The organism is Pseudoduganella rivuli (assembly GCF_009674485.1).
GTDB classification, from domain to species: domain Bacteria; phylum Pseudomonadota; class Gammaproteobacteria; order Burkholderiales; family Burkholderiaceae_D; genus Rugamonas; species Rugamonas rivuli_B.
The window spans coordinates 23,774-47,301 of record NZ_WKJJ01000002.1; the positions used below are offsets into that span (position 1 = coordinate 23,774).

Sequence of the window (23,528 nt, forward strand, 5' to 3'; positions counted from 1 at the left end):
CCGATTTACATGAGCAAGCAGCTGGGCCCCATCCTGAAATTCCTCGGCGCCGACGACGATGGCTGGCACGTCAGCGTCTTGCTGGCGGCGCCGGCGGCGGCCATGCCGCATGTCGCATGCCCCGCATCGGAATCGATCCATTCCACCTTGCTGGCGCGCCATGGCGCCGGCGTGGACGCGATGGAAGTGCGCTGCTTCCGCCTGGCGATCCCGCAAACATCGCATGAGCAGCGCGTGCGCTACGACATCGACGGCGCCGTGCACAGTTTCGTCGTGCCGGCCCGCGGCGCCGCCCCTACTTGCGCCTACACGTCGTGCAACGGCTTTTCCGATCCCAAGGTGATCAAGAAAGTGCGCGAACCGAACGCCATGTGGCGCCGCATGGCGGAGCGCCATGGCGCCCGCGCGCACCACTTGCTGCTGATGGGCGGCGACCAGGTGTACAGCGACAGCATGTGGGACGAAGTGGACGCGCTGCGCGCCTGGCGCGCACTGCCGGCCGAGGCGCGCGACAGCGCCCCCTTCACGGAAACCATGCGCGCCCAGGTCGATGCGTTTTATTTCAAGCTGTACGTGGAGCGGTGGAACCAGCCCGCCGTGGCGGCCATGCTGGCGCAGGCGCCCACCGTCATGATGTGGGATGACCACGATATCTTCGATGGCTGGGGTTCGTATCCGGATGCGCAGCAGCACAGCCCCGTCTACCAGGGCATCTATGGCGTGGCGCGCCATTACTTCCGCCTGTTCCAGCTGCATGCGGCGGACGACGCGTCCGTCGCGCTGCGCCTGCCCGGACAGCCCGGCTACAGCCACGGCATCCGCGTCGGCGATTGCGCCATCCTGGCGCTGGATTTGCGCAGCGAACGCACCCGCACGCGCGTCATGAGCGACGAGGCATGGCAAGCCGTCTACACGTGGCTGAATGAACAGCATGGCTGCCGCCATTTGTTCTTGATGTCCAGCATCCCCGTGGTACATCCGGATTTCTCCACGCTGGAAACGCTGCTGTGCGCCCTGCCCGGCCAACATGAATTGCAGGACGATTTACAGGACCACTGGCTGAGCCGCACGCACCGCCAGGAGCGCTTGCGCCTGATCCACCGCCTGCTCGATTGGGCGGCGGCGCGGCATACGCGGGTCACCGTGCTGTCGGGCGACGTGCACGTGGGCGCGCTGGGCGTGATTGAATCGGCGCGGCGCGATGCGCCGCCGAACGCCGCCGTCATCAACCAGCTGACGTCGTCCGGCATCGTGCACCCGGCGCCGCCGGCGATGGCGCTGTTTTACCTGGAACACGTGGGCAACCGCGTGGAAACCGTGGACCGCGGCATCACGGCGTCCATGTACCCGTTCCCCGGCACGTCGCACCGCTACATCGGTGCGCGCAATTACCTGAGCCTGGAGCCGGACACGGGCCCCGACACGGCGAACCGGGTCTGGGTCAACTGGTGGGTGGAAGGCGAAGAACAGCCGTACACGAAAGCCATCCACCCCGTCGGCTCGTTGTAATCAAGCCGCGAGCAATCCCAACTCCATCGCCCGGCTCACCGCATGCCGCGTGCTGTACACCTGCAGCTTGGCCGCCGCGTTTTGCAGATGGAAATACACGGCGCGCTGTGAAATCCCCATCATCTCGCTCACTTCGCGGATCGACTTGCCCTGCGCGCTCCACGCCAGTGATTCACGCTCGCGGTCGGTCAGCACACTGGCGCCGCGCTGCACGAACGCCGCGCCTTCATGCAGGTGCAGCGCCAGCAATTGCAAGGTGCCCTGCTGCGCGCAGCCGGTAAAACTGTCGCCATCCCGGCCCCGGTAAAAGTCCACCCGGCTCATGCCGGAACCGCTACGGCAAGCGACGCTCAAGCCATAGACCACGCCCGCCTCGCCCAGTTGCCCATACAGCGCATGCGGATACGCGTCGTGCAGCATGTCGGCCCGCCATGATTGCGGCAACGGCGAACGCGCCAGCCCGACATCGACCGGGTCGCCGGTCTGGCGGCAAAAAGCGCGCAGCAGCGCATCGGGCAGGCTGCCGGCGGCGTGCCCGATGCCGCCTTCGATCGCCTGGTGGCGCACCATGAAACCGGATACGCCCAGGTGCACGTAGGCGCGCTGCGCTCCCAGCCGCAACGCTTCCCAGCTGGCGGGCTGCAGCAACGGCGTGAAGTACCTGGCCAGTGACTGCTGGCCCAGCATGTCGGACGCGGCGATCAGCATACGGCCTCCTGGTCACGCAGGAAATCCGCGTACGAATAAACAGGCCCCGGCAACAAATGCGCCGGCAGGTCGAACAGGGCCCAGTAATAATCCTGCTTGCCCGCGCAGTGCTGGGCCGGCAGGCAATACGACAGCCAGTCTTGTTCGATGGCGTCCGTATACATGCCGGTGTCGGCAAAGAACGGCAGCAGGCGCATGTCGCGCAAGCCCGCCACCAGCTCTTCCGGCGCGCCATTGTCCTCTGCCACTTCCATCTGCGACAGCAGGCCCGCTTCCGTTTCCACCACCATCAGCGTGGGTTTGCCATCGATGTCGAAGAACAGGATGCCGGACGGATTCGGGAACAGGTAATACTCGACAAAACCATACTGGCGCCGCAATTGTTCCACCAGCGCCGCCATGGCGGGGTCCGACAGGAAGGTGAACGAATGACGGGACAACAAGTCCTGCATGGTGCGCGATTGCGCGCTGAAATACGCTTTTTCCAGCGTGCGCACTTCGGTTTCCAGCCGGTCCAGCGCGGCATGGTCGCTCTTCTTGATAAAGCGGTCGATCAGGCCGTGGTTGAAGGCGTCGATGGCTACCCGTTCATCGGCTTCGCCGGTAAACAGGATTTTCTTGCACGGCAAGGCGCTGACCGATTCGCAGAACGCCACGCCATTCATTTGCGGCATCGCGTAATCGATCACCAGCACGGCCGGCAACAGGAAGCGGTGGCGGTTCATCACCTGGCGGTAAATCTGGTCGACGTCGAACGCCACCACGCGCCGCTCGAACGACAGCACTTGTTCATCGTAGCCGACCGTGATGCTGAACTGGGTGCTGGTGCGGTGCGCTTCGCGCACCGACGCCAGCGCCGCTTCCACGTCATGGAAAGCGCGCCGCGCCAGCTGGTGTGGCAACTGGAACGACAGGCTTTCCAGGAAAGTCTGGCTGTCGTCGATCAGTGTCACCAATGTCGGATGTTGGTAAATCGGGAGGGTAAGGTCCATCGGTCAGGCTAGTGAAACAATTTCAGGTTCAGGGTCGGAATCCGGGTCAACGGCAGCGCGCGGAAATTCCAGGGCGAAGATGGTATACCGCTGCGCCCGCGAAATGCAACGGATCGTCACGTTCCACGCATCGAGCACTTCCTTGCAAAAACTCAGGCCGATACCGGAGCCGCTATTGTGCGGATACGAATAAAAGCGCCGGAAAATGTGCGGCATGCTGGCCTCTTCGATGCCGCTGCCGGTATCGATGAACAGCAGCCGGGGCCGGGCGCGCGCGCCATCGATAATGATGCGGATGCGGCCCTTGCCGGCCCGCTGCAACGCCGACAACGCATTACGCAGCAAGTTAAGCAAGATCATCGAACACAAATCAGTCTGCCCCAGGAATTGAAAATCGGCGCGCACGGTGACGGCAACCAGGTCCGCCTGCCCCTGGTTGGCAAAGGGGTAGCGATCAAGCATGGACTTTACCATTGTTTCCATCGACAGCGCCTGGCGCTCCTGCGAGGTGCGCTGGCCAGCCGTTGAACTGAGCAGCAACAGGTCGATCGCATTGTTCATGTGCCGCACTTCGATTTCCACCCGCGCCAGCGCTTTTTCCATCGCCACCCGGTCCTGTTCCCGCATTCCGGACGCCTGCATCAGCAAGCGCTTCATGCCGCGCGAATTGGCGCCGATCGACAGCAGCGGCGTGCGCAATTCGTGCGACACCGTGCCCATGGCGGCAGCCATGCCGGCCAGCCGCTCCGATTCCAGCATGCCCCGCCCCACCTTGGCCAGCGACACGGCAACGATGGCGAACAAATAAATCGGCCACTGGCCCTGCATCAGCAACTGCACCAGGGTGCCGTCCGGGTGGTGCACATAATGCAGGCAGTAATACAGCAAGTAGGCCAGCACCGTGCCGGCCACATACGACAGCAGCGCCAGCGCGAAATCGAAATGGAACAGCAGGATCACGGCGATCAGCAGCGATTCGCTCCATACGGTATTGGCGCCGTTCATCAGGTACATGTACGTGAAGAAAAATGGCAGGATGTACGTCAGCGCGGCGACCTGGTAGGCGGGGAACCAGCGCTGGCGGGCAAAGCGCGCGGCGCAGATCCCGGGCAGGCAGGCTGCCATGCCGCCCAGGCGCAGCCACAGGTTTTCATACGGTTGCGGGAACCAGACATGCCACACCACGTAATACAACGGCATCCCCACCAGCGCGATCCACGACAGCTGGGCGATGCGTTTGACGACGGCGTCATGCGGCTGCGCCTGCTCCCGGCGCCAGCCGGCGGCGGCATCGGCGAAGCCCCGTCGTAGTGCTGAAAAATATTTTGTTATGGACACAATCATTGCCTGTTTGACATTGCGCTACGCACGCGTACGATGGATACGAGCGCGGCACGGAGGATACCACCGACTGCCGCATCTTCCCGTTTTCAGCCCCTTCGAGCTACTGGAGCCTCCATGATAGAAACTTCCCTGCAAGCCCCAACCGTACTGTCCGCCGAACACCGCCTGCCTGCCTTCGTCAATGCCCGCATGGACGAGCATTACGTCGAACGGGTCGGCAAACTGCTGGGCGGCGAGCACATGCACACCTGGCTGCCGCCCGGCCCGGACGCGATCTACGTGGCCAGCAACGATTACCTGTGCATCGCCGGCGAACACGCGCTGTTGCAGGCGCAGGCCGATTGCCTGCGCCTGGGCGGCGCGGATTTGCTGATGTCGTCCGTGTTCCTGCAGGAAGGCAGCCGCCAGCACCGGCTGGAACAGCAATTTGCCCGCTTCATGGGGTCGCAGGATGCGTTGCTGGCGCAGTCGGGCTGGGCCGCTAACGTCGGCCTGTTGCAAAGCATTGCCGGGCCCGGCGTCCCGGTGTATCTCGACATGATGGCGCACGCATCGCTGTGGGAAGGCGTCACGTCCGGCCAGGCCAAGGCCGTCCCCTTCCTGCACAACGATGTCGGCCACTTGCAGCGCCAGCTGGAAAAGCATGGTCCCGGCGTGATCGTGGTGGACACGGTGTACAGCACCAACGGCAGCCTGTGTCCGCTGGACGACGTGGTGGCGCTGGCCGAGCGCAGCGGCAGCATCGTGGTGGCCGATGAATCGCATTCGCTGGGCACGCACGGGCCGCAGGGCGCGGGGCTGGTGGCGCAACTGGGCTTGTCGGAACGCGTGCACTTCCGCACCGCGTCGCTGGCCAAGGCATTTGCCGGGCGCGCCGGCATCATTACCTGTTCGACCAAATTCAAGGGTTATTTCCTGTCCGCGTCGCGCCCCGCGATTTTCAGCTCATGCCTGCTGAGCCATGAACTGGCGTGGTTCGAGGCGGCGCTGGCGTTTATCCGCAATGCGGACGACCGGCGCCAGGCGCTGCGCGCCAATGCACGGCAAATCCGCGAAGGCCTGGCGGCGATCGGCTATAACGTCAGCGACGGCAGCGAGCAAATCATTGCGCTGGAACCGGGCCCGGAACCCCGCACGCTGGCGCTGCGCAAGGCGCTGGAGGCGCGCGGCGTGTTCGGCGCCGTGTTCTGCGCCCCGGCCACGGCGCGCAACCGCTCACTGGTGCGGCTGACGCTCAATTCCGGACTGACGCAGGTGGAAATCGACAAGATCCTGTCGGTGTGCGCGGCGATTTACGATGAGCTGGATGTCCCGACGTGGTCGTCGAGCCGGCGCATGGGACGCAGCCTGCCCGCGGCTGTTTGATCCCTGCCGCGGCTCAAAATGCGTAGGGCGGTTCGCTTGCGAGCCGCCATGCCGGCGTACCGGTGTTGCATGTGCTGGTGGCGACGCACGCATGGCGGCTTCCGCTGCGGGCTCGGCGCCCCCCGGCAAACCGCCCTACGGAGTACGCGTAACACCATGTTAGGCAGCACGGCCCGTCACAAACTGGCCGCCAGCTCCGCCCCTTCCTTGATGGCCCGCTTGGCATCGAGCTCCGCCGCCAGCGCAGCGCCGCCGATCTTGTAAAAGGCCGGCCCGCCCTGCTGCGCCTTGCCTTCCGGCGGCATCAAATCCGCCAGGCTGTCCTGCCCCGCGCAAATGACGACGTTATCCACCGCCAGCAAGCGCTGTTCGCCGTCGACCGTGATGTGCAAGCCCTGGTCGTCGATTTTGTCGTACTGCACGCCGCCCAGCATGACGACGCCGTTGCGGGCCAGCACCGCGCGGTGCACCCAGCCGGACGTCTTGCCCAGTCCCGCGCCCAGCTTGGTGGTCTTGCGCTGCAACAGGTACAGCTGGCGCACGGCTTCGCCCGCTTGCGCGCCGACCAGCCCGCCGCCCGTGGTGGCCTTCAAATCCACGCCCCATTCGCGCGTCCAGTGTTCGACCGCCAGCGGCAACGGATGGCGCGGGTCGTGCAGCAGGTATTCGCCCACGTCGAAGCCGATGCCGCCCGCGCCGATAATGGCGACGCGCTTGCCCACCGGTTTTTTGTGCAGCAGCACGTCCAGGTACGACAGCACCTTGGCGTGTTCGATGCCGGGAATCGGCGGCATGCGCACCTTGATGCCGGTGGCCACGATGACATCGTCATAACCGCCGGCCAGCAATTCTTCGCGCGTCACGCGCGTGTTCAGCCGCACGTCGACGCCGGTCAACTCCAGCTTGCGGGTAAAGTAGCGCAGGGTTTCCGCGAATTCTTCCTTGCCGGGAATTTGCATGGCGATCTTGAACTGGCCGCCCACCTTGTCGCTGGCGTCGAACAGCGTGACCTGGTGGCCGCATTCGGCCGCCACCGTGGCGGCCGACAGGCCCGCCGGCCCCGCCCCGACCACCGCCACCTTGCGCGCTTTTGCCTTGCGCACGTATTGCAGCTCGGTTTCATGGCAAGCGCGGGGATTGACCAGGCAACTGGCGCGCTTGTTCTGGAACGTGTGGTCGAGGCAAGCCTGGTTGCAGCCGATACAGGTATTGATTTCATCGGTGCGGCCGGAAGCCGCTTTCGCCACGAAATCCGGATCGGCCAGGAATGGCCGGGCCATCGACACCATGTCGGCATCGCCGCGCGCAATGATGGCTTCCGCTTCATCCGGCATGTTGATGCGGTTCGACGCCACCACGGGAATCGACACTTCCTTGCGCAGGCGGCCCGCCACGGTGGCAAACGCGGCGCGCGGCACGGACGTGACGATGGTCGGCACGCGCGCTTCGTGCCAGCCGATCCCCGTGTTCAGGATCGTGGCGCCGGCCTGCTGCAAGGCTTTCGCCACCGTGACGACGTCATCCCACGTATTGCCCCCTTCCACCAGGTCCAACAGCGAATGGCGGTACATGATGATGAATTCGCGTCCCACGGCGGCGCGGATGCGGCGCACGATGTCCACCGGCAGCCGCATGCGGTTTTCAATCGCACCGCCCCAGCGGTCCGTGCGCGTATTGGTGCGGGCGCACAGGAACTGGTTCAGCAGGTAGCCTTCGCTGCCCATGACTTCGATCCCGTCATATCCCGCCTTTTGCGCCAGTTGCGCGCAGCGCACGTAGTCGCGGATCGTCGATTCGATGCCGCCCTCGGTCAGCGGCCCGGGTTTGAACGGCGAAATCGGCGACTGGTGGCCGGACGCCGACACCACGAACGGATGGTAGCCATAGCGGCCCGCATGCAGGATTTGCATCAGGATCTTGCCGCCCTCTTCATGCACGGCGCGCGTGAGCTTGCGGTGGTTGGGCACGTCGCCGGCAAAATTGAGCGTACCGCCGAACGGCAGCAGCCAGCCCTGGCGGTTGGGCGAGATACCACCCGTCACAATCAACCCGACGCCGCCCCGCGCCCGTTCGCGGTAAAACGCCGCCAGCTTGCCATAATTGAAAAAGCGGTCTTCCAGCCCCGTGTGCATCGACCCCATGATGACGCGGTTGCGCAGCGTGGTGAAGCCAAGGTCGAGGGGAGCCAGCAAATGGGAGTAGCGTGCGGTCGTCATATTGAATTCTTAGAATGGAGACGGAGTTTCTATTGAGGCCCGAAATGTAAGCGGAAATCCCTAGACCCGTGTTTCTAAAATTCTTGCCATCGCTGCGTAACACTTCCGTGCCACGCTTGTATTCTGCCACTCTTTACCGTACGCTGGACAAATGAAGCGATTGCTAGTGATGTTGCTGTTCGGCCTGTGCGCGCACGCGCTGGGCCAGCCTGCAAAAAACGACCCACCAAAACTGGAAGTAGCGGTCAACCGCATCCATCAGGACAATCTGCAACTGTATGAAGTGGACGCCAACGGCACCGTGCAGGCGCCACTGGCCACGGTCTGGAAGACCCTCACCACTTACGAAAAAATGAATGAATTCGTGCCCGACATGCAGTCATGCCGGGTGCTGTCGCGCAATGGCAATGAAGTCATCATCGAACAGTTCGGCACGGCGCGCTTCCTGTTCATGTCGAAGTCCATCCACCTGATCGTGCGCGCCATCGAGCAGCCGATGGCGTCGATCGAGATCGCGCTGATCTCGGGCGACATGAAGCACTATGAATCGCGCTGGGAATTGTTCCCGCTGGCCGAAGGCGGCACGCGCGTCGTCTATTCCGGCAAGCTGGTGCCGAATTTCTACGTGCCCGGCATCCTGGGCACCAATATCATCCGCGGCGATATCGAACGCATGATGAACGCCGTGCTGGCGCGCATCGACAAGGCCGACGGCGCCGCTGCCCGCAATTAAGCCGCCGGCCGCGTCAGGCCAGGTACGTGTCCCGGTCGCGCAGTTCGGCGAATTGCTCGATGCTGCCGATCTTGATCATGACGGGATTCAGGCTCAAATTCGCCTGCATGGCGCGCCACGCGAATTGCCATTCGCGCTCCTGCGCTTCAGCCGGGGTCTTGGTGAACGCGGCGCCCAGGGCGGCGCGGGTGCCGTATTCGATGGCGCCGTCGATGCCCGCCCAGCTGGGCAGGGTGCGCTGCACGGCGCGGTGGATACGTTCGCCGAACTCTTCCGTGTTATGGATGATCAGGCACGCGTCCGACGAAAACAGGTCGAACAGATTGCGGTCCCACGCCTGGGAAAAGCTCAGGGTCAGGCATTGCGCGGTCGGACGCAGGATGAATTCTCCCTGCGTCAGGGCCTGTTCCAGGTCGCTGCGGATGCCATAGCGGTACAGGGTCGGGGGGCGTTGATAGTCGTGCATGAGACGATGGTACTCTTATTTCTGTAATGGGTGACGCACGTGGCGATGCGCGCGCATGGCTGCGGAGGCAATGAAAATTTCCCTCAGCAGGTAAACAAAACTGGTAATCAGCCCCGCCATCGCCAGCACGAACAAGCCGGCAATGTATTTGTCCAGCGTAACGTCGGTGGTATCGCCGATGAACAGCATGCCAATCACCAGGCAGATCAACAATCCGCACGCGGTCGATGACGCAATCGCCACGTTGATCAGGTGCGACCGCCGGTACAGCACATCGAGCTCGTTCAGCGAACTTTCGTTGTAGCCGACATCGAGCCGGTCTTCCAGCACGCGCGAGCGGTCGATAATGCGGGCCAGCCGGTTGGTCAGCACCATCAGTTTGGTGCACACGCCGGTCAGCAGGAATACCGGCGCGATCGCCAGCTGGATGATATGGCCGATATCGCCGACTTGTATATTCATCTGAAACGTTATCTGGTACGGGTCCAGCCGTAAGTGTAACAGACGGCAACCTCCCAACCGCCTCAGCCGAAGTGGCGCTGCTTCCTGAACTGTTCGGTGGCCGTCACCAGCGCCCGCGTAATGCCGGTTTCCATCGCGCCGTGGCCCGCGTCCGGGATCATCTTCATCACGGAGCCGGACCACGCCTGGTGCAGGCGCCAGGCCGAGACGGGCGGGCAAATCACATCATAGCGGCCCTGCACGATCACGGCCGGCAGGTGGGCGATGCGGTGCACATTGTCCAGCAACTGGTTTTCCGCGAAGAAGCCCAGGTTGGCCATGTAGTGCGATTCCAGCCGGCCCACGCCCAGGTCCAGCGAATCCGATGGCGGTTCTTCCGGCTGCGGCAACAGGAAGACACGGCGCCCTTCGAAGCGGCTCCATGCGCGCACCGCCGGCCAGTACACTTCCGGATCGGTGCTCATGATGCGCCGGTGGTAGGCCGCCAGCAAATCACCCCGCTCGTCCGGCGGGATGGACGCGATGAATTCATCGTACACGTCCGGGTGGAACCATTCGGCACCATTGAGGAAGAAGTCGATTTCACGCCGCGTGCACAGGAAAATGCCGCGCAAGACAAAGCCCAGGCACCGTTCAGGGTGCGCCTGGCCATACGCCAGCGCCAGCGTGGAACCCCACGATCCGCCGAACACCAGCCACTGCTCGATGCCGAACAGGGTGCGCAGGCGCTCGATATCGCCGATCAGCAAGGGTGTGGTGTTGTTGCGGCATTCGCCCAGCGGCGCCGACTTGCCGGCGCCGCGCTGGTCGAACAGGATCACGCGGTAATGCAGCGGATCGAAAAAGCGCCGGTGCGCCGGCGACAGGCCGGCGCCGGGACCGCCATGCAGGAACAGCACCGGGATGCCATTCGGATTGCCCACCTCTTCCCAGTAGATGGTGTGTAAATCATCGACCGCCAGCATGCCGTGGCGCAGCGGGGCGATCGGGGGAAACAGCGTGGTATTCAGTTCTGCCATGGGGGTCCTTGTCTTTTCCGTGATTCTATCGGATGCCCGTCAGAAGAAGGTATTGACTGCGTAACGCACTGTATAGGCATCGTCCACTACCAGCAACAACGGCCATTTGTCGAACGTGGTGCATGGGTGCGAAATGCCGCAGCCGATCAGGTCGCCCACGTGCAGCGAGTCGCACAGCGGATCGCCTTCCGGCAGGCGCAAATACGCGTGCTGGTCGTTCATCTTGTCGATGCGGCAGCCGGGCGGCAAGTCCACCGCTTCCTCGGCGCCAAACGCGCCCGCTTCGCCCGGACGGTGCACGTACAGGGGCAGCGGCAAGGCCATATCGTACGACGCGTCACGCTTGCCCATGGACAGGATCGCCAGGTCCGGTTCGGGCCGCGACAACACCATGCTCCACACTTCCAGCGCGGGACGCAGGCCCGACGAAACATGTTCGCGCCGGTCGACATCCTGCGTTAAATCCTGATAAAAGCCGTGATCGTTGGTCAGGTAGCAACCGCTGCGCAGCACCGGCAATACCGGCCGCGACAGGCTCTTGATGCCGGCAAAGCCGCGCGCCACCAGGTCGAAGTACGCCGAGCCGCCGGCCGACAGCACGATCTGCTCGCCGTCGAACAGCTTTTCCCTGTCGGCATCGCGCACCAGCGCCACCAGTTGCGCCACGAACGTTTGCACGGCTTCCACCGCGTGCTTGCGGTCATGGCTGTGCAACAGCCCTTCGTAGCCTTCGATGCCGGCCAGCTGCAGCCCCGGCGCCAGCTTGATGGCGCGCGCCAGCGCCAGCGCCTGTTCCGGCGTGCGGCAACCGGCGCGCTTGCCGGCCAGGCCCAGCTCCACCAGCAGCGGCAGCGGGCGTTCCAGTCTGGCAGCCACCACCGCCTGCGACAGGCGGCGCACACCGGCTTCCGAATCGGCCAGCGCGATGAATTCAAAACGGGGATCGGATTTCATCAGCGCCACCATGGCGCCGATGTCGCTGGCGGCAATCAGCTGGTTCGCCAGCAGGACGCGGCGCACGCCGAAGCGGTACGCCACCTGCACCTGCGCCGCCGTGGCCAATGTCATGCCCCAGGCGCCATTGGCGATCTGCGCGCCGAACAGTTGCGGGCACATGGTGGTTTTGCCATGGGGCGCCAGCACGGCGCCATGGCGCGCGCAAAAGCTGTGCATCCAGTCCAGGTTGTGCAGCAGCGCCGATTCCTTCAACAGTGCGACGGGATAGCTGGTGTCGCCCCGCAATACGTTCCAGCGCTGCACGCCGATCGCGCCCTGGCGCATCGGTTCCGTCAGCGGCAAGCCTTTCACGCCGGGCTGCAATACCTGCTCTCCCAGGCAGGCCAGCGCCAGCCCGCCATCGGGCAAAAGTCGGTCCATGTCCCCTCCAGAAAGATCCTGAAAAAAAAAACACCGCGAGCGCATTGCCCGCGGTGTCCAGTGTACGACTAGTCAGTGATGTCGGATTACGACATGTGCTGGCCGCCGTTGATGGCGATATTGGCGCCGGTGACGAAAGCTGCTTCGTCCGACGACAGGTAAGCCACCAGGCCAGCCACTTCTTCCGGTTTGCCCAGGCGGGCCATCGGGATTTGCGGGATGATCTTCGAATCCAGCACTTCCTGAGGGATCTCCATCACCATCTTGGTGCCGATGTAGCCTGGCGAAATGGTGTTGACGGTCACGCCCTTGCGCGCCACTTCCAGCGCCAGCGCTTTCGTGAAACCGTGTACGCCGGCCTTGGCGGCCGAGTAGTTGGTCTGGCCGAACGCACCTTTCTGGCCGTTGACGGAAGAAATGTTGATGATGCGGCCCCAGCCGCGATCCACCATGCCATCCGCGATCGGCTTGGTCATGTTGAAGACGGAGTCCAGGTTGGTGCGCATCACCGCGTCCCAATTGACTTTGTCCATCTTCTTGAAGGTCATGTCGCGGGTGATGCCGGCGTTGTTGACCAGCACTTCGACCGGACCCACTTCGCTGTGTACCTTGGCCACGCAAGCCTGTGCCGACTCATAGTCAGCCACGTCGCACGGATAAGCCTTGAAGTCATAGCCCTGATCTTTCATCGTGGCCAGCCAGCTTTCCGCTTTCGTGTTGTTGGGGGAATACGTGGTTACTACTTTATAGCCGAGGGCTGCCAGTTTGATGCAAATCGCTTCGCCCAAACCGCCCATACCACCCGTTACCAATGCAACTCGTGCCATTTTTATCCCCTCTTTTTTTTCAATCAATCAGACGATGAACAGTACTACTTATTGCAAAAATCAAGCGCGCTCTACAGCCAGAGCAACACCCATGCCACCGCCGATGCACAGCGACGCCAGGCCTTTCTTGGCGTCACGACGCACCATTTCGTGCAGCAGCGTGACCAGAATACGTGCACCGGATGCACCGATCGGGTGACCGATGGCGATGGCGCCGCCGTTCACGTTGATCTTGCTGGTATCCCAGCCCATTTCCTTGTTCACGGCGATAGCCTGGGCCGCGAACGCTTCGTTGATTTCCATCAAGTCCAGGTCTTGCGGGGTCCAGCCGGCTTTTTTCAGGCACAGCTTGGCGGCCGAGACCGGACCCATGCCCATGAATGCCGGGTCCAGGCCGGACGAGGCGTACGCCTTGACCTTGGCCAGCACTGGCAAGCCCAGTTCTTTCGCCTGGGTCGCGGTCATCATGACCACGGCGGCGGCGCCGTCGTTCAGGCCGGACGCGTTACCCGCGGTCACGGAACCTTCCTTGTTGAATGCAGGGCGCAGGCCGGACAGGGCTTCCAACGTGGAACCCGGCTTGATGTACTCATCCGAGTCGAACACCACGGTGCTCTTCTTGCTGGCGATTTCCAGCGGGATGATTTCGTCCTTGAATTTGCCTTCTTTTTGCGCAGCTTCGGCTTTCAGCTGCGATTGCAGTGCGAATTCATCCTGTTCCGCGCGGGAGATTTCATATTTCTTGGCCACGTTTTCCGCGGTGATGCCCATGTGGTACTGGTTGTAGACATCCCACAGGCCGTCGACGATCATGGTGTCGACCAGTTTCGCGTCGCCCATGCGGAAGCCGTCGCGCGAATTGTTCAGCACGTGCGGCGACGCGCTCATGTTTTCCTGGCCGCCGGCGATGATGATGTTGGCGTCGCCGCACTTGATGGCCTGGGTCGCCAGGTGGGTGGCTTTCAGGCCGCTGCCGCAGACCTTGTTGATGGTGTATGCGGGCACACTGGTTGGCAGGCCTGCCTTGATGACTGCCTGGCGCGCCGGATTCTGGCCCACACCTGCCGTCAGTACCTGACCCAGGATGGCTTCGCTGATCAGGTTAGGATCGATATTGGTTTTCGCCAGCAGGCCCTTGATGACGTGGGCGCCCAGTTCTGCCGCAGGGATCTTGGCCAGGCTGCCGCCGAACTTGCCTACGGCCGTACGGCCCGCTGCTACGATGACTACATCTTCCATTTGTTTCTCCAGTGAACATGGCCGTATGGCCGATGAAAAAATTGCAACTTCCTATTCTATCGATTTGTGTGCCTGAATGTTGAATAACCCTTGCAGCGGCACGGCTGCTTGCGCCAACAGCGCATGTGCTTCCTTGGCGATGCCGGCCGCTTGCCTGCCATAGGCTTGCGCGCGGTCGACAGCTTGTTGCGACTGGATCGCCGTCAGGCTCAGCCAGTCTTGCGGGTCTTTCAGCGATAGCATGTGATTGGACGCGTCCGTGGCAGATGCCAGGGCGTTTTTGACGGAGTCCAGCTGGAGGTCGACCAGGCCAGCGCTACTTTGCAGCACTGCTTTGGCACAGGTATCAAAACTGCGGATGTGAGCTTCAATCAGGGACTGCGCTTGCGAAAACTGTTCAGGATTAAACATGGATTCCTTGTCTGAAAGCGGACCTGCAACCAAAAACGCAATGATATGCATCACTGTTGTCAACGTCTTTGATCTAGAGCAATGCTACCAATTTCATTGTGGTTGAAATATCACCAATTGTCACGAATTGTCGCTACAGGAGCTTGATACCGTCGAGCGCGCCGGCACACTGTTCCCGTATCACATTAATGAAATCAAGCACATACGCCTTCGAACGGAGCGCATCTGGCACCGAAACGTACAAATCCGACCACAATCCGTTTTCATTGACGGGCCGTGATACTACGTAGTCGAAATCAACATAATTTTTAATGGCCCAATTTGGTAATACGGCAATCCCCCGCTTGCTGGCCACTAGTTGCATTATTGCAACTGTGAGTTCCGCCGTCCGGCGCTCGAAGGCGATCGCGGACGGCCGCAACACTTCGCGGATCAGCTCGACGCGCTGCTCCGGCACCGGATACGTGATCAGCGTTTCACCCGTGAAATCGTCCGCATGCAGGCGGCGCTGTGCCGCCAGGCGGTGCCTGGGCGCCATCACCACCATCATTTCAAAGCGGAACAGCGGAAATGCCGCATAGCCGGCGCTGTATTCGGAACCGATGACGAGATCCGCTTGGCCGGAACGCAACAGTTCGGCGGGGTCGCTGTGGAAACCCGACACCAGGTCAATTTCCACGTCCGGCCAGCGCTTGCGGAATTCATTCATGACCGGCATCAGCCAGTCGAAGCACGTGTGGCATTCCAGCGCCACCCGCAACTGGCCCTGGTCGCCCTGCGACAGGCGCGCCACATCGCGCTCGGCCTGTTCGATTTCCGGCAATAAGGTATCGGCCAGGCGCAACAGGCGAGCACCGGTGGCGGTAAAGCCGATCGGTACGGATTTGCGCTCAAAAAGCGGGCTGCCGTAGCGATCTTCCAGCAATTTGATCTGGTGCGACAGCGCGGACTGCGTCAGGTTCAGCAGTTGCGCGGCGCGCACCAGGCTGCCGGCGGAGCGCAACGCGCTGAGCGTGCGTAAGTGGCGTATTTCCAGCATATGAATGCGTTTCAAGCGTCCCTGAAAAATCTTGCCGCAACTTTACAACACGAATATTTAATCTAAATGACAACATGCCGGTTCGAATGTCTATCTTGGAATTTCTGAACGGCAAAACCCTTGCCACAGCAGGCTTTCTGGCCTGCCGGCCCTGTGTCTGATTAATAAGACGGCACTCCCATTTCTTTCTTAACCACAGTAAAATGCTACGGCCTATACCGGTACGCCGGCAGGCAACTCCGGCCGATGGGCCCAAGCAAGACCATTTACTGACCGTTTTATGTCCAAAAGCCCGTTCCACAAGCCCATCGAAATCAAGATTTCCACCGTCGTCGCAGTTTCCGCCATCCTGTACACGTCCGATGGCATTGCACTCGACGCCGCCTTGAATGAAATGACGGGCGGCGTGCCGGACTTTTTCGAGGGTGACCTGGCCGTGATCGACGTCGGTTCGCTGGCGCCCGGCTGCGAGCGCATCGACTGGGCCAGCACCATTGCCCTGTTGCAGAAATACCGCTTGAATCCGGTGGCGGTGCGCCATGCGGCGCCGGACATGGTGGAAGAAATCCTGGCCCAGGGCTTGTCGCTGGATACCGGTAAGACCGAGGAACACACGGCCGCTGCCGCACCCGTACCGGCGCCAACGGCGGCGCCGACCGCCGCGCCTGCGGCTGCTCCGGCAGTCGGCGCGTCAGGCACCTTGATCATCGACACCCCGGTCCGCGCCGGCCAGCGCATTTATGCGCGCGGCGGCGACTTGATCGTGACGGCGGTCGTCAACAACGGCGCCGAAATCATTGCGGACGGCAGTATTCATGTGTACAACACGTTAAATGGCCGCGCCCTGGCGGGTGCGTCCGGCAACGCCAGCGCCCGTATCTTTGCGCTGTCGATGGCGCCGGAGCTGGTGTCGATCGCAGGGGTTTACCGCACGTTTGAAGATGGATTCCCGGCTGAGCATGCGCGCAAGCCCACGCAAATCAGCCTGGCGGGCGACCGGCTCGATATACTATCCGTCAATTCAACTCCCACCCGCGCTTAAGTTGCTCCCTGAGCTGCTCTCTGAAAAGGATTATTTGTGGCAAGAATTATCGTTGTAACGTCCGGCAAGGGCGGCGTCGGCAAGACCACTACCAGCGCCAGCTTTTCGACCGGCCTGGCCATCCGTGGCCATAAAACCGCCGTGATCGACTTCGACGTCGGCTTGCGTAACCTGGACTTGATCATGGGTTGCGAGCGCCGTGTCGTGTACGACTTGATTAACGTCATCAACAAAGAAGCGACGCTGAATCAGGCCCTGATCAAGGACAAGCACTGCGAAAACCTGTTCATCCTGCCGGCTTCGCAAACACGCGACAAAGATGCGCTGACCGAAGAAGGCGTGGAAGCCGTGCTGCACGAAATGATCAACATGGGCTTCGAGTACATCATTTGCGATTCGCCGGCCGGTATCGAACACGGCGCGCTGATGGCCCTGACCTTTGCCGATGAAGCGCTGGTGGTGACCAATCCGGAAGTGTCGTCGGTGCGCGATTCCGACCGCATCCTCGGCATTATCCAGGCCAAGTCGCGCCGCGCGCAGTCGGGCGGTGAACCGGTCAAGGAACATTTGCTGATCACCCGCTACTCGCCGAAACGCGTGGAAGCCGATGAAATGCTGTCGTACGGCGACGTGCAGGAAATCCTGCGCATTCCGCTGATCGGCATCATTCCGGAATCGGAATCCGTGCTGCACGCATCCAACCAGGGTAACCCGGCGATCCACTTCAAAGGCACCGACGTGGCGGAAGCGTACGAAGACGTGGTGTCGCGTTTCCTCGGCCAGGAAGTGCCGCTGCGTTTCATCAATTACGAGAAACCAGGCTTCCTGCAGCGCATTTTCGGGGGCAAGTGACATGGCACTGCTGTCTTTCCTGTTCCCTTCCAAGCCGAAGACGGCCAGCGCCGCCAAGGAACGGCTGCAAATCATCATTGCGCGTGAACGCAATGGCCGCGCCGGCCCGGACTTCCTGCCGGCCCTGCACAAGGAATTGATCGAAGTGATCTCCAAGTACACGAAAGTGGAAGCGGACGACATCAAGATTTCCCTCGACCGCCAGGGCAACCTGGAAGTGCTGGACGTCAACGTGGTGCTGCCGGATACCTGATCCGGTTCCTGCAAGAAAAATGGCCGCTGATCAGCGGCCATTTTTTATGGGCGAATACACTTTATTTGCCGTCTTTCGGCATCAGCGCGCGTGCCACCGTTGCGCAGGCGTCCACGTGCTGGTAGCCAATTTGTCGAAAAGCGAAGAACCCGATGGCGGCGGATGCCGCCTGTCCCGCCAGCGGCACAAAGCGCGTCGCCTGTTTGGCGACCAGCTTCCCCGCGCCGCGCTGCAGCAATTTCACGATGACTTCCCGCGTGATATAGCGGCCCACCATGGTGCCGCCGACGCTGATGGCCGCCTCGTACGCGCGGATTTTCAACTGCGGCTGTAACCTTCCCACCTGCTCGGGTGTCAACCCGAATTCACGATTAATGTCGTCGATCAGGGTGGCAAACAAGCGCAAATCCGTCACCACATCGAGTCCCGGCAAGGGCACTGCGGAGATGCCCGCCGAGACGGCGGCACGCCGTTGCACAAGACGCCGGCAACGCTCGCGCACCTCGCCAATTTCCTTTTCAGAAGAAGGAACCAGCGTCCATTCGGAGGATTTTTTTGCAAACATGGTTACTTTTTTATCTAGCTGCAATTGTACCAAAGGCCATTGTAAAGGCCACCTCGTCCGTGTACCGTGTGATGATGCCACGTGTTTTTATAGGCTATCATCTAATTCTCTTCGGAAAAAATTCACAGAATTAGCAGAAAACGCTCGCACTCTTGTAACCATTTTTTAACTATTTATCCGATCAGCCTGGCGCATCCGGTATCATGCAGGCAGACACGGAACCAGCCACATCATGAGAATCGTTGTACTAGACAATGACCGTAGCCAAGCCGATTTGATCTGCCAGGTGCTGACCTCGGCGGGCCACCTGTGCCACGGTTTCCAGAACGGCAAAGACTTGCTGACCCATATGCGCAAGGACAATTACGACATGTTAATCATGGAGTGGCAAGTGTCCGATATGAGCGGTGCGGAAGTCGTCAAGCGCGCCCGCGAGCGCATGCCGGAAAAAGCCCCCATTCTGTTCCTCACCACCAGTTCCGGTGAAGACGACATCGTCGCAGGCCTGGCGGCCGGCGCCGATGACTACATGATCAAACCGCTGCGCCGCAGCGAAATGCTGGCCCGCGTACAAGCGCTGCTGCGGCGCGCCTACCCGACGCAAAACGGCGCCGAGCAATTGCAGTTTGGCCAATATACATTTGAAACCCGTCCTGGCCGCCTGCTGATGGATGGCGCCGTGCTGGACGTGACGCACAAGGAATTTTCACTGGCCCTGCTGTTCTTCCGTAACCTGGGCCGTCCGCTGTCGCGCGCTTATATCCACGAAGCCGTGTGGATCCGCGAAACCACGATTCCATCGCGCACCATGGACACGCACGTTTCCCGCGTCCGCAACAAACTGCAGCTGAAACCGGAGAACGGCTTCCGCCTGGTGCCGGTCTACAGCTACGGCTACCGCCTGGAAAAACTGGGCGCCTGAGCCGTACAACACCGCCGCACCGCTATAGCCGTCATTACCCCCCGACGGCCGGTGCCGCCGGGCACATCACGGTATAATGGCCACGGGCGTCCACTTCCGTCATTCCAATATACCGTTCCGTGATGCAACTGCTTGCCGTCGGCCTCAACCACACCACCGCGCCTGTTTCGCTGCGCGAACGGCTGGCGTTCGCGCCAGACCAGCTGGGTGAGGCGGTGCGCGCGGCGCAGGCATGGTTTGGCCGCAGTGCTGCGCGCGGCAATGACGAAGCAGCCATCTTATCGACTTGCAACCGTACGGAATTGTATGGCGCCAGCCAGGCCGACAACCCGCTCGACGCGGGTGCGCATTTCCTGGCCGATTTCCACCAGTTGAATTACAGCGAACTGCGGCCGCATTTGTACATGCTGCCGCAGCACGACGCCGTGCGCCACACGTTCCGTGTCGCTTCCGGCCTGGATTCCATGGTGCTGGGCGAAACCCAGATCCTGGGCCAGATCAAGGATGCGATCCGCACGGCGGAAGAAGCGGGCGGCCTCGGCACCTACCTGCACCAGCTGTTCCAGCGCAGTTTTTCCGTTGCCAAGGAAGTGCGCAGCACGACGGAAATCGGCGCGCACAGCGTGTCCATGGCGGCCGCCGCCGTGCGCCTGTCGCAGCGCATCTTTGACAAGATTTCCGAGCAACACGTGCTGTTCATCGGCGCAGGTGAAATGATCGAGCTGTGCGCCACGCACTTCGCCGCGCAAAACCCGAAATCCATCACCATTGCCAACCGCACCATGGAACGGGGTGAGCAGCTGGCGCACCGCTTCAGCGCGAAAGCCATGCGGCTGGCGGAATTGCAGGACAAGCTGCACCAGTACGACATCGTGATTTCGTGCACCGCGTCGTCGCTGCCGCTGATCGGCCTGGGCATGGTGGAGCGGGCCGTCAAGGCGCGCCGCCACAAGCCGATGTTCATGGTCGACCTGGCCGTGCCGCGCGATATCGAGCCCGAAGTGGGCCGCCTGAGCGACGTGTTCCTGTACACGGTGGACGACCTGGGCAAGGTCGTGCAAACCGGCCTGGAAAACCGCCAGGCCGCCGTGGCGCAGGCCGAAGCGATAATTGAAACGCGCGTGCAATCGTTCATGCACTGGATCGACGACCGCGCCGTGGTGCCGGTCATCCAGGGCTTGCAGGAAAGTGGCGAAGCGCTGCGCTTGCTGGAGCTGGAACGCGCCCGCAAGATGCTGGCCAAGGGCGAAGATATCGACACGGTGCTGGAAGCCCTGAGCAAAGGTCTCACCGCGAAATTCATGCACGGTCCGCAGCAAGCGCTGCACCGCGCCCAGGGCGACGAACGCGCCCAACTGGCGACCCTGCTGCCGCAATTGTTCAGCAAGCGCCGTTAGCTTTACCTTCCGCTGTACGGGCGCGCCTGCGCCCTTTCGCTGTGCCCGCGCCGGCCTGGCGCACTTCCCCAACACTACCGACGATTGACTATGAAACCATCGATGCTGGCCAAGCTGGATCAACTGGCCAACCGACTGACCGAACTGGATGAATTGCTGATGTCCGAAGGCGCCACCGCCAACATGGACAGTTACCGCAAGATGACGCGCGAACACGCGGAACTGGGGCCGCTGGTGGCGCTGTACCAGTCGTACCAGGGCGTGCTGGCCGATATCGCGGAAGCGCAAGGCATGCTGTCCGATCCGGACATGAAGGAATTCGCGCAAGAGGAAATCGAGGCGGGCAAAGGCAGGCTGGCGGAGCTGGAGCTGGAATTGCAGAAGATGCTGTTGCCGAAAGATGCGAACGACGAGCGCAACATCTTCCTGGAAATCCGCGCCGGCACGGGCGGCGACGAATCCGCGCTGTTCGCGGGCGACTTGCTGCGCATGTACACGCGCTTTGCCGAGCGTAACCGGTGGCAGGTGGAAATGGTGTCGGAATCGCCGTCGGACCTGGGCGGCTACCGCGAAGTCATCGTGCGGCTGGTGGGTAACGGCGTGTATTCGAAGCTGAAATTCGAATCGGGCGGCCACCGCGTGCAGCGCGTGCCGGCCACGGAAACCCAGGGCCGTATCCACACCTCCGCCTGCACGGTGGCGGTCATGCCGGAAGCCGATGAAGTGGAAGACGTCCACATCAACCCGGCCGACCTGCGCATCGACACGTTCCGCGCGTCGGGCGCGGGCGGGCAGCACATCAATAAAACCGATTCCGCCGTGCGCCTGACGCACTTGCCGACGGGGATCGTGGTGGAATGCCAGGATGACCGCTCGCAGCACAAGAACAAGGCGCAAGCCATGAAAGTGCTGGCGGCGCGCATCAAGGACGTGCAGCTGCGCGAACAGCAATCGAAGGAAGCGGCCACCCGCAAGAGCCTGATCGGTTCCGGCGACCGCAGCGAGCGAATCCGCACCTACAACTTCCCCCAAGGCCGCATGACGGACCACCGCATCAACCTGACCTTGTACAAGCTGGACTTCATCATGGACGGCGACCTGACCGAATTGACCAACGCGCTGGCCGCCGAGCACCAGGCGGAATTGCTGGCCGCCCTCGGCGATTAACTTCATCTTAAGAATGAAATAAGGCCGGCCGGGGACGTTTATGCGAGAATCCCGCCTTTAACCTGGATCAAAGACGACGATGAAACCACGCACCCTGCTCCTGTCCATCGCACTGGCCTGCTTCGGGCTGATCGGCGTTGCCCTGTATTTGCAGCATGTCGTAAACCTGGCGCCCTGCCCGCGCTGCGTGATCCAGCGTTATGCCTTCCTCGCCGTCGGCGTCGTCGCCCTGATTGGCTATTTCACCCATTCCGTGAAAATCCCCAGCGCGATTGCGCTGCTGGCCGCGCTGGGCGGCCTGTTCGCCGCCGGCCAGCACTTGTACATCATTGCCCACCCGGCCTTCGGCTGCGGCATCGACCCGGTGGAAAACTTCCTCAACCAGTTGCCGACCGCGCACTGGATGCCGTTCCTGTTTGAATCGTACGGCGCCTGCGAACACGCCGATGAATTCCTTGGCATGTCGATCCCGCAGTGGTCGTTCCTGTGGTTCGGCCTGTTCTCGGTGGCGCTGGGCCGTATCCTGCTGCGCAGCCGCAAGGCGTAACCATGATCCAGGCCGGCGCCACCGTCGCCCAGTTGCAAGTCCAGTCGCTGCTGGACCCGCTGGATAACCGCATCCTGCTGTGCCACGCGCTGGGCCTGACGCGCGTGGGCCTGATCACGCAATCGGACCGCGCCCTGACAACCGACGAAGCGCAGCGTTTCAACGCGCTGGTGCAGCGCCGCCTGCAGGGCGAACCCATCGCCTACATCGTCGGCCAGCGCGAATTCTACGGCCTCCCCTTCAACGTCAGCCCCGCCGTGCTGATCCCCCGTCCCGACACGGAATTGCTGGTGGAACTGGCGCTGGAGCGGCTGCCCCCGCGCAGCAAGGTGCTGGACATGGGCACCGGCAGCGGCGCGATCGCCGTCGCCATCGCGCACAGCCGTCCCGACGCCGCCGTCACCGCGCTGGACGTCAGCCAGTCCGCGCTGGACGTGGCGCGCAGCAATGCCACCTTGAACCAGGCCAACGTGCGCTTGCTGCTCAGCGACTGGTATAGCGCCGTCCAGGGCGAGCGCTTCGGCCTGATCGTATCCAACCCGCCGTATATCGTGGCCGGCGACCGCCACTTGTCCGAAGGCGACTTGCGCTTCGAACCGCAAGGCGCGCTGACCGACCACGCCGACGGCCTGACCTGCCTGCGCACCATCATTGCCGGCGCGCCAATGCACCTGGAAACGGGCGGCTGGCTGCTGATGGAACACGGCTATGACCAGGCCGAAGCCGTGCGCACCCTGCTATCGGCGCAAGGGTACACTGAAGTGCAGAGCTGGCGCGACCTGGGCGGCATCGAGCGGGTCAGCGGCGGCGTATTCGGCGGCCAGCTCCCGCAGTCATAAGTCGACAATACAACGCTGCTACACTGGCAATTCCGGCCATTTTTAATGGCTTGTAAAGAGCCTCGAAAACCGTAGCGAGCGGCGGCAATGCCGGCCGAGAAGCGCAGCTGTACGAGATGTACAGCGAGCATCACAGGCCGGCAGTGCAACGCGCAGTAGGTTTTTCGGGGCTCTTTCAACACGGTCGTCCGTTTTCGGTTAATCTCGCACCAATATTTTTTTGCTGCACCAGAAAGG

Annotated in this window: 24 protein-coding genes; 11 read left to right on the plus strand and 13 right to left on the minus strand. The window is 62.1% G+C overall.

Annotated elements, in window-relative coordinates; translation table 11 throughout:
- The first annotated feature begins 9 nt into the window (after positions 1-9).
- Positions 10-1,509, plus strand: coding sequence for an alkaline phosphatase D family protein (locus GJ700_RS02785; protein ID WP_154371144.1), 1,500 nt, complete (start codon positions 10-12; stop codon positions 1,507-1,509).
- On the opposite strand, the gene GJ700_RS02790 is transcribed toward GJ700_RS02785, so the two are convergent.
- The 3 genes from GJ700_RS02790 to GJ700_RS36025 are packed head-to-tail and all read right to left on the minus strand — an operon-like array spanning position 1,510 to position 4,553.
- The gene (locus tag GJ700_RS02790) at positions 1,510-2,217 is read right to left on the minus strand and encodes a helix-turn-helix transcriptional regulator (RefSeq protein ID WP_154371145.1); all 708 of its coding nucleotides are present in this window, start codon (positions 2,215-2,217) and stop codon (positions 1,510-1,512) included.
- A complete protein-coding gene (locus tag GJ700_RS02795; RefSeq protein ID WP_154371146.1) occupies positions 2,211-3,209 on the minus strand; it encodes a response regulator in 999 nt (332 codons plus the stop codon). Before GJ700_RS02795 ends, GJ700_RS02790 begins: the two co-directional genes overlap by 7 nt.
- Positions 3,210-3,212: 3 nt before the next feature.
- Positions 3,213-4,553, minus strand: a complete 1,341-nt coding sequence (locus GJ700_RS36025) for a sensor histidine kinase (RefSeq protein ID WP_154371147.1) — start codon at positions 4,551-4,553, stop codon at positions 3,213-3,215.
- A gap of 114 nt (positions 4,554-4,667) precedes the next feature.
- Here GJ700_RS36025 and cqsA point away from each other — a divergent pair, with 114 nt between their 5' ends.
- On the plus strand, positions 4,668-5,918 hold the full coding sequence (cqsA, locus tag GJ700_RS02805; RefSeq protein WP_154371148.1) for an alpha-hydroxyketone-type quorum-sensing autoinducer synthase: 1,251 nt from the start codon (positions 4,668-4,670) through the stop codon (positions 5,916-5,918).
- Positions 5,919-6,094: 176 nt separating this feature from the next.
- Here cqsA and GJ700_RS02810 read toward each other — a convergent pair whose 3' ends face one another.
- Positions 6,095-8,134 carry an NADPH-dependent 2,4-dienoyl-CoA reductase gene (locus tag GJ700_RS02810; RefSeq protein WP_154371149.1) on the minus strand — a complete coding sequence of 680 codons (2,040 nt, stop codon included), beginning with the start codon at positions 8,132-8,134 and terminating at the stop codon, positions 6,095-6,097.
- A gap of 151 nt (positions 8,135-8,285) precedes the next feature.
- Here GJ700_RS02810 and GJ700_RS02815 point away from each other — a divergent pair, with 151 nt between their 5' ends.
- Positions 8,286-8,867 carry an SRPBCC family protein gene (locus GJ700_RS02815; protein ID WP_154371150.1) on the plus strand — a complete coding sequence of 194 codons (582 nt, stop codon included), beginning with the start codon at positions 8,286-8,288 and terminating at the stop codon, positions 8,865-8,867.
- Between the two features lie 13 nt (positions 8,868-8,880).
- Here the strand turns inward: GJ700_RS02815 and GJ700_RS02820 are convergent, their stop codons facing one another.
- The 8 genes from GJ700_RS02820 to GJ700_RS02855 all read right to left on the minus strand — a co-directional run bounded on the left by GJ700_RS02820 (position 8,881) and on the right by GJ700_RS02855 (position 15,707).
- The gene (locus tag GJ700_RS02820) at positions 8,881-9,333 is read right to left on the minus strand and encodes a hypothetical protein (protein WP_154371151.1); all 453 of its coding nucleotides are present in this window, start codon (positions 9,331-9,333) and stop codon (positions 8,881-8,883) included.
- A 15-nt stretch (positions 9,334-9,348) separates the two neighbouring features.
- Positions 9,349-9,795: a DUF2721 domain-containing protein gene (locus GJ700_RS02825; protein WP_154371152.1), complete on the minus strand. Its 447-nt coding sequence runs from the start codon at positions 9,793-9,795 to the stop codon at positions 9,349-9,351.
- A gap of 62 nt (positions 9,796-9,857) precedes the next feature.
- Positions 9,858-10,814, minus strand: a complete 957-nt coding sequence (gene pip / locus GJ700_RS02830; RefSeq protein WP_154371153.1) for a prolyl aminopeptidase — start codon at positions 10,812-10,814, stop codon at positions 9,858-9,860.
- Between the two features lie 39 nt (positions 10,815-10,853).
- Complete coding sequence (locus GJ700_RS02835; protein ID WP_154371154.1) at positions 10,854-12,191, minus strand: amino acid deaminase; 1,338 nt, start codon at positions 12,189-12,191, stop codon at positions 10,854-10,856.
- 86 nt (positions 12,192-12,277) lie between these two features.
- A complete protein-coding gene (locus GJ700_RS02840; RefSeq protein ID WP_154371155.1) occupies positions 12,278-13,018 on the minus strand; it encodes a beta-ketoacyl-ACP reductase in 741 nt (246 codons plus the stop codon).
- A gap of 60 nt (positions 13,019-13,078) precedes the next feature.
- Positions 13,079-14,257, minus strand: coding sequence for an acetyl-CoA C-acetyltransferase (locus GJ700_RS02845; protein ID WP_154371156.1), 1,179 nt, complete (start codon positions 14,255-14,257; stop codon positions 13,079-13,081).
- Between the two features lie 51 nt (positions 14,258-14,308).
- Complete coding sequence (locus GJ700_RS02850) at positions 14,309-14,719, minus strand: phasin family protein (protein WP_154371157.1); 411 nt, start codon at positions 14,717-14,719, stop codon at positions 14,309-14,311.
- Between the two features lie 82 nt (positions 14,720-14,801).
- Positions 14,802-15,707 carry a LysR family transcriptional regulator gene (locus GJ700_RS02855; protein WP_154371535.1) on the minus strand — a complete coding sequence of 302 codons (906 nt, stop codon included), beginning with the start codon at positions 15,705-15,707 and terminating at the stop codon, positions 14,802-14,804.
- Positions 15,708-15,987: 280 nt separating this feature from the next.
- Here GJ700_RS02855 and minC point away from each other — a divergent pair, with 280 nt between their 5' ends.
- Genes minC through minE form a run of 3 tightly spaced genes read left to right on the plus strand, consistent with a single transcriptional unit; the run spans position 15,988 to position 17,854 of the window.
- Complete coding sequence (minC, locus tag GJ700_RS02860; protein WP_154371158.1) at positions 15,988-16,749, plus strand: septum site-determining protein MinC; 762 nt, start codon at positions 15,988-15,990, stop codon at positions 16,747-16,749.
- A 36-nt stretch (positions 16,750-16,785) separates the two neighbouring features.
- A complete protein-coding gene (minD, locus tag GJ700_RS02865) occupies positions 16,786-17,601 on the plus strand; it encodes a septum site-determining protein MinD (RefSeq protein WP_371867801.1) in 816 nt (271 codons plus the stop codon).
- A gap of 1 nt (position 17,602) precedes the next feature.
- Positions 17,603-17,854, plus strand: a complete 252-nt coding sequence (gene minE / locus GJ700_RS02870; protein WP_154371159.1) for a cell division topological specificity factor MinE — start codon at positions 17,603-17,605, stop codon at positions 17,852-17,854.
- 61 nt (positions 17,855-17,915) lie between these two features.
- Here minE and GJ700_RS02875 read toward each other — a convergent pair whose 3' ends face one another.
- Positions 17,916-18,452: a hypothetical protein gene (locus tag GJ700_RS02875; RefSeq protein WP_229506771.1), complete on the minus strand. Its 537-nt coding sequence runs from the start codon at positions 18,450-18,452 to the stop codon at positions 17,916-17,918.
- A gap of 199 nt (positions 18,453-18,651) precedes the next feature.
- Here GJ700_RS02875 and GJ700_RS02880 point away from each other — a divergent pair, with 199 nt between their 5' ends.
- The 5 genes from GJ700_RS02880 to prmC all read left to right on the plus strand — a co-directional run bounded on the left by GJ700_RS02880 (position 18,652) and on the right by prmC (position 23,291).
- Positions 18,652-19,341: a response regulator transcription factor gene (locus tag GJ700_RS02880; protein WP_154371160.1), complete on the plus strand. Its 690-nt coding sequence runs from the start codon at positions 18,652-18,654 to the stop codon at positions 19,339-19,341.
- Between the two features lie 122 nt (positions 19,342-19,463).
- Positions 19,464-20,738: a glutamyl-tRNA reductase gene (hemA, locus tag GJ700_RS02885; protein WP_154371161.1), complete on the plus strand. Its 1,275-nt coding sequence runs from the start codon at positions 19,464-19,466 to the stop codon at positions 20,736-20,738.
- Positions 20,739-20,828: 90 nt separating this feature from the next.
- Positions 20,829-21,905 (plus strand): peptide chain release factor 1, encoded by a 1,077-nt coding sequence (gene prfA / locus GJ700_RS02890; RefSeq protein ID WP_154371162.1) that lies wholly within the window; start codon positions 20,829-20,831, stop codon positions 21,903-21,905.
- 79 nt (positions 21,906-21,984) lie between these two features.
- Positions 21,985-22,452, plus strand: coding sequence for a disulfide bond formation protein B (locus GJ700_RS02895; RefSeq protein ID WP_154371163.1), 468 nt, complete (start codon positions 21,985-21,987; stop codon positions 22,450-22,452).
- Positions 22,453-22,454: 2 nt separating this feature from the next.
- A complete protein-coding gene (prmC, locus tag GJ700_RS02900) occupies positions 22,455-23,291 on the plus strand; it encodes a peptide chain release factor N(5)-glutamine methyltransferase (protein WP_154371164.1) in 837 nt (278 codons plus the stop codon).
- The last annotated feature ends 237 nt before the right edge of the window (positions 23,292-23,528 follow it).